Raw genomic sequence first — 1789 nt, 5'->3', positions numbered from 1 at the left:
TACAAATGCTCTGAATGCGGTAACTAAAAAAGACATTATTGGATGGTTCACCCACTGCTGTTACTATATTGCACCCAACTGAGAACCGCTATAGTATGTCTCAGATAACACCAATTCTCTAAAATAAGGTAACAGATGTAAGCAGGGATTGCCTTGCTGCATCTAAATTTCTCAATTGCGTTAGCGAGTCCGCGTACTCTTTCAGAGAAGCAAGCTACGCTTTTAGCGTCTCGTAGAGAGCGTCATTGTGAATTGCGAATTGGTATAACATCTGTATCTCAGTTTTCAAATGTTACATCTGACTTAGTTACTAAAGAAAACTTAACTACCCTATAAATGGGTAAAGCATTCTGGTAAATGTTAATTCTGAAAGCTTCACCCCAGTAGAGAATGCTGCAATTACAACCAAGGATGGCGCGGGGGATAGACACCATTGAGGAAGTAGTTACCAACAGCGTAGTACTTCCAACGCACGGGATCGTGGAGTGTGTGAGCGCGGGCATTTCGCCAGTGGCGATTGTAATTGAATTCCTCCAATGTGGACTTAGTACCTGCTAGTTCAAACAATTTGTTGGTAGCTAGTAATGCTGCTTCGGTGGCTAAGGCTTTGGCTTCAGCAACTGCGATCGATGCTTCAACTACCTTGGGTTCTTCTAAGCCTGACTCGTTGGCGATGTCAAGAAATTCGCCTGCACGACGCAGCAATGCTTCAGAAGCGTGAACCTGAATTTGGACATTACCTAAGTTATAGAGCGTCAGTGGGTCTTCATAACCTTTTTCTAAATTGCTGTCAACCCAAGGGCGGGTATGCTTGCGAACAAAGTGGATGGTGTCACGGACTGCGGCTTTAGCAATTCCTACGTCTACGGCGGCTTGGATGATTTGCGCGATCGCTTCTGGGGGTGGGTATTCTTGCCGTAAAACTTTCAGTACTACTGGTTGTCGATCTAACTCTCGATATCCCTGATAAACCTGAGAATTGGGGCTTGCGTGCAGTTCTGTCAGGACTTTATACCCTTCCAGTGTGATCATAGATTACTCAAGCTTTTTCTGTATTGTATGGTCTATTCAGTATAAATTGCTTACCTTGCAAGAGAACAGAGATTAGCCGAATGCTACAGTTTACAATCTATAAGTAGAGCGGACGAGAGCGATCGTCTAATGCATATAACGAAAGTCAGCAAATTGTGTCTGCAATTTTCCTAAAAGTTGCGCTTACAGTTGAACAAGTGTTAGCTGCGGGTAATGTTGGTTAGAAAATAGTGATGCTTAGGTTGGGCTACGCCTACAGAGTTCCTGGTAAGCTGTTATGCATACAAGTTGCACAATTTAAATTATGGGTAAGAATTTCAAACCCTCTCCCCCGCTCCCCTGCGGTTTCAATGTGTAAATTAAGTACTTAATAGCTTAGTGAATATGAAAAGGTACTTTTTAATGCGTAAAAAGCCAAAGCAAAAGATTTCCACATAATTGCAAAGGATGCTTTACAAATATCAGTATTGGATTATACCTAACTAACTCAGGATAAACAGGAATAAAAGACAGCTTTTGCTTGCTAAATCTAACTGCTAACGTCCTTGCTGAAGTAAAAATTTCGCCTTCATAAATGTCTATTTCCGAAAGGCCAATGATTTTGTTTAACGCTTCTGCATTGCCAATTTTACCCAAAGCTGATGCCGCGTTGTATCTCACAATATAATTAGAGTCCTTGAGGGCGGCGATTAATTCCTGTACAGCTTCTGCATTGCCAATATTACCCAAAGCCGATGCCGCGTCGTATCTCACGTAT

Annotated in this window: 2 protein-coding genes; both read right to left on the bottom strand. The window is 42.2% G+C overall.

The window, feature by feature from the left end:
• Positions 1-399 precede the first annotated feature (399 nt).
• A complete protein-coding gene (locus tag V7K89_RS33360; RefSeq protein ID WP_335195055.1) occupies positions 400-1032 on the bottom strand; it encodes an acyl-CoA dehydrogenase family protein in 633 nt (210 codons plus the stop codon).
• A gap of 399 nt (positions 1033-1431) precedes the next feature.
• A partial coding sequence (locus V7K89_RS33355; protein WP_335195053.1) for a HEAT repeat domain-containing protein occupies positions 1432-1789 on the bottom strand: 358 nt, incomplete at its 5' end.

The organism is Nostoc sp. (assembly GCF_036917515.1).
Taxonomy (GTDB): domain Bacteria; phylum Cyanobacteriota; class Cyanobacteriia; order Cyanobacteriales; family Nostocaceae; genus Nostoc.
Note: the sequence above shows the minus strand (reverse complement) of the source record. Positions and strands in the feature narration are given on the sequence as shown.

Coding starts and splice junctions, on each gene's coding strand:
- V7K89_RS33360 (WP_335195055.1), bottom strand. CDS start 1,032: ATGATCACACTGGAAGGGTATAAAGTCCTGACAGAACTGCACGCAAGC.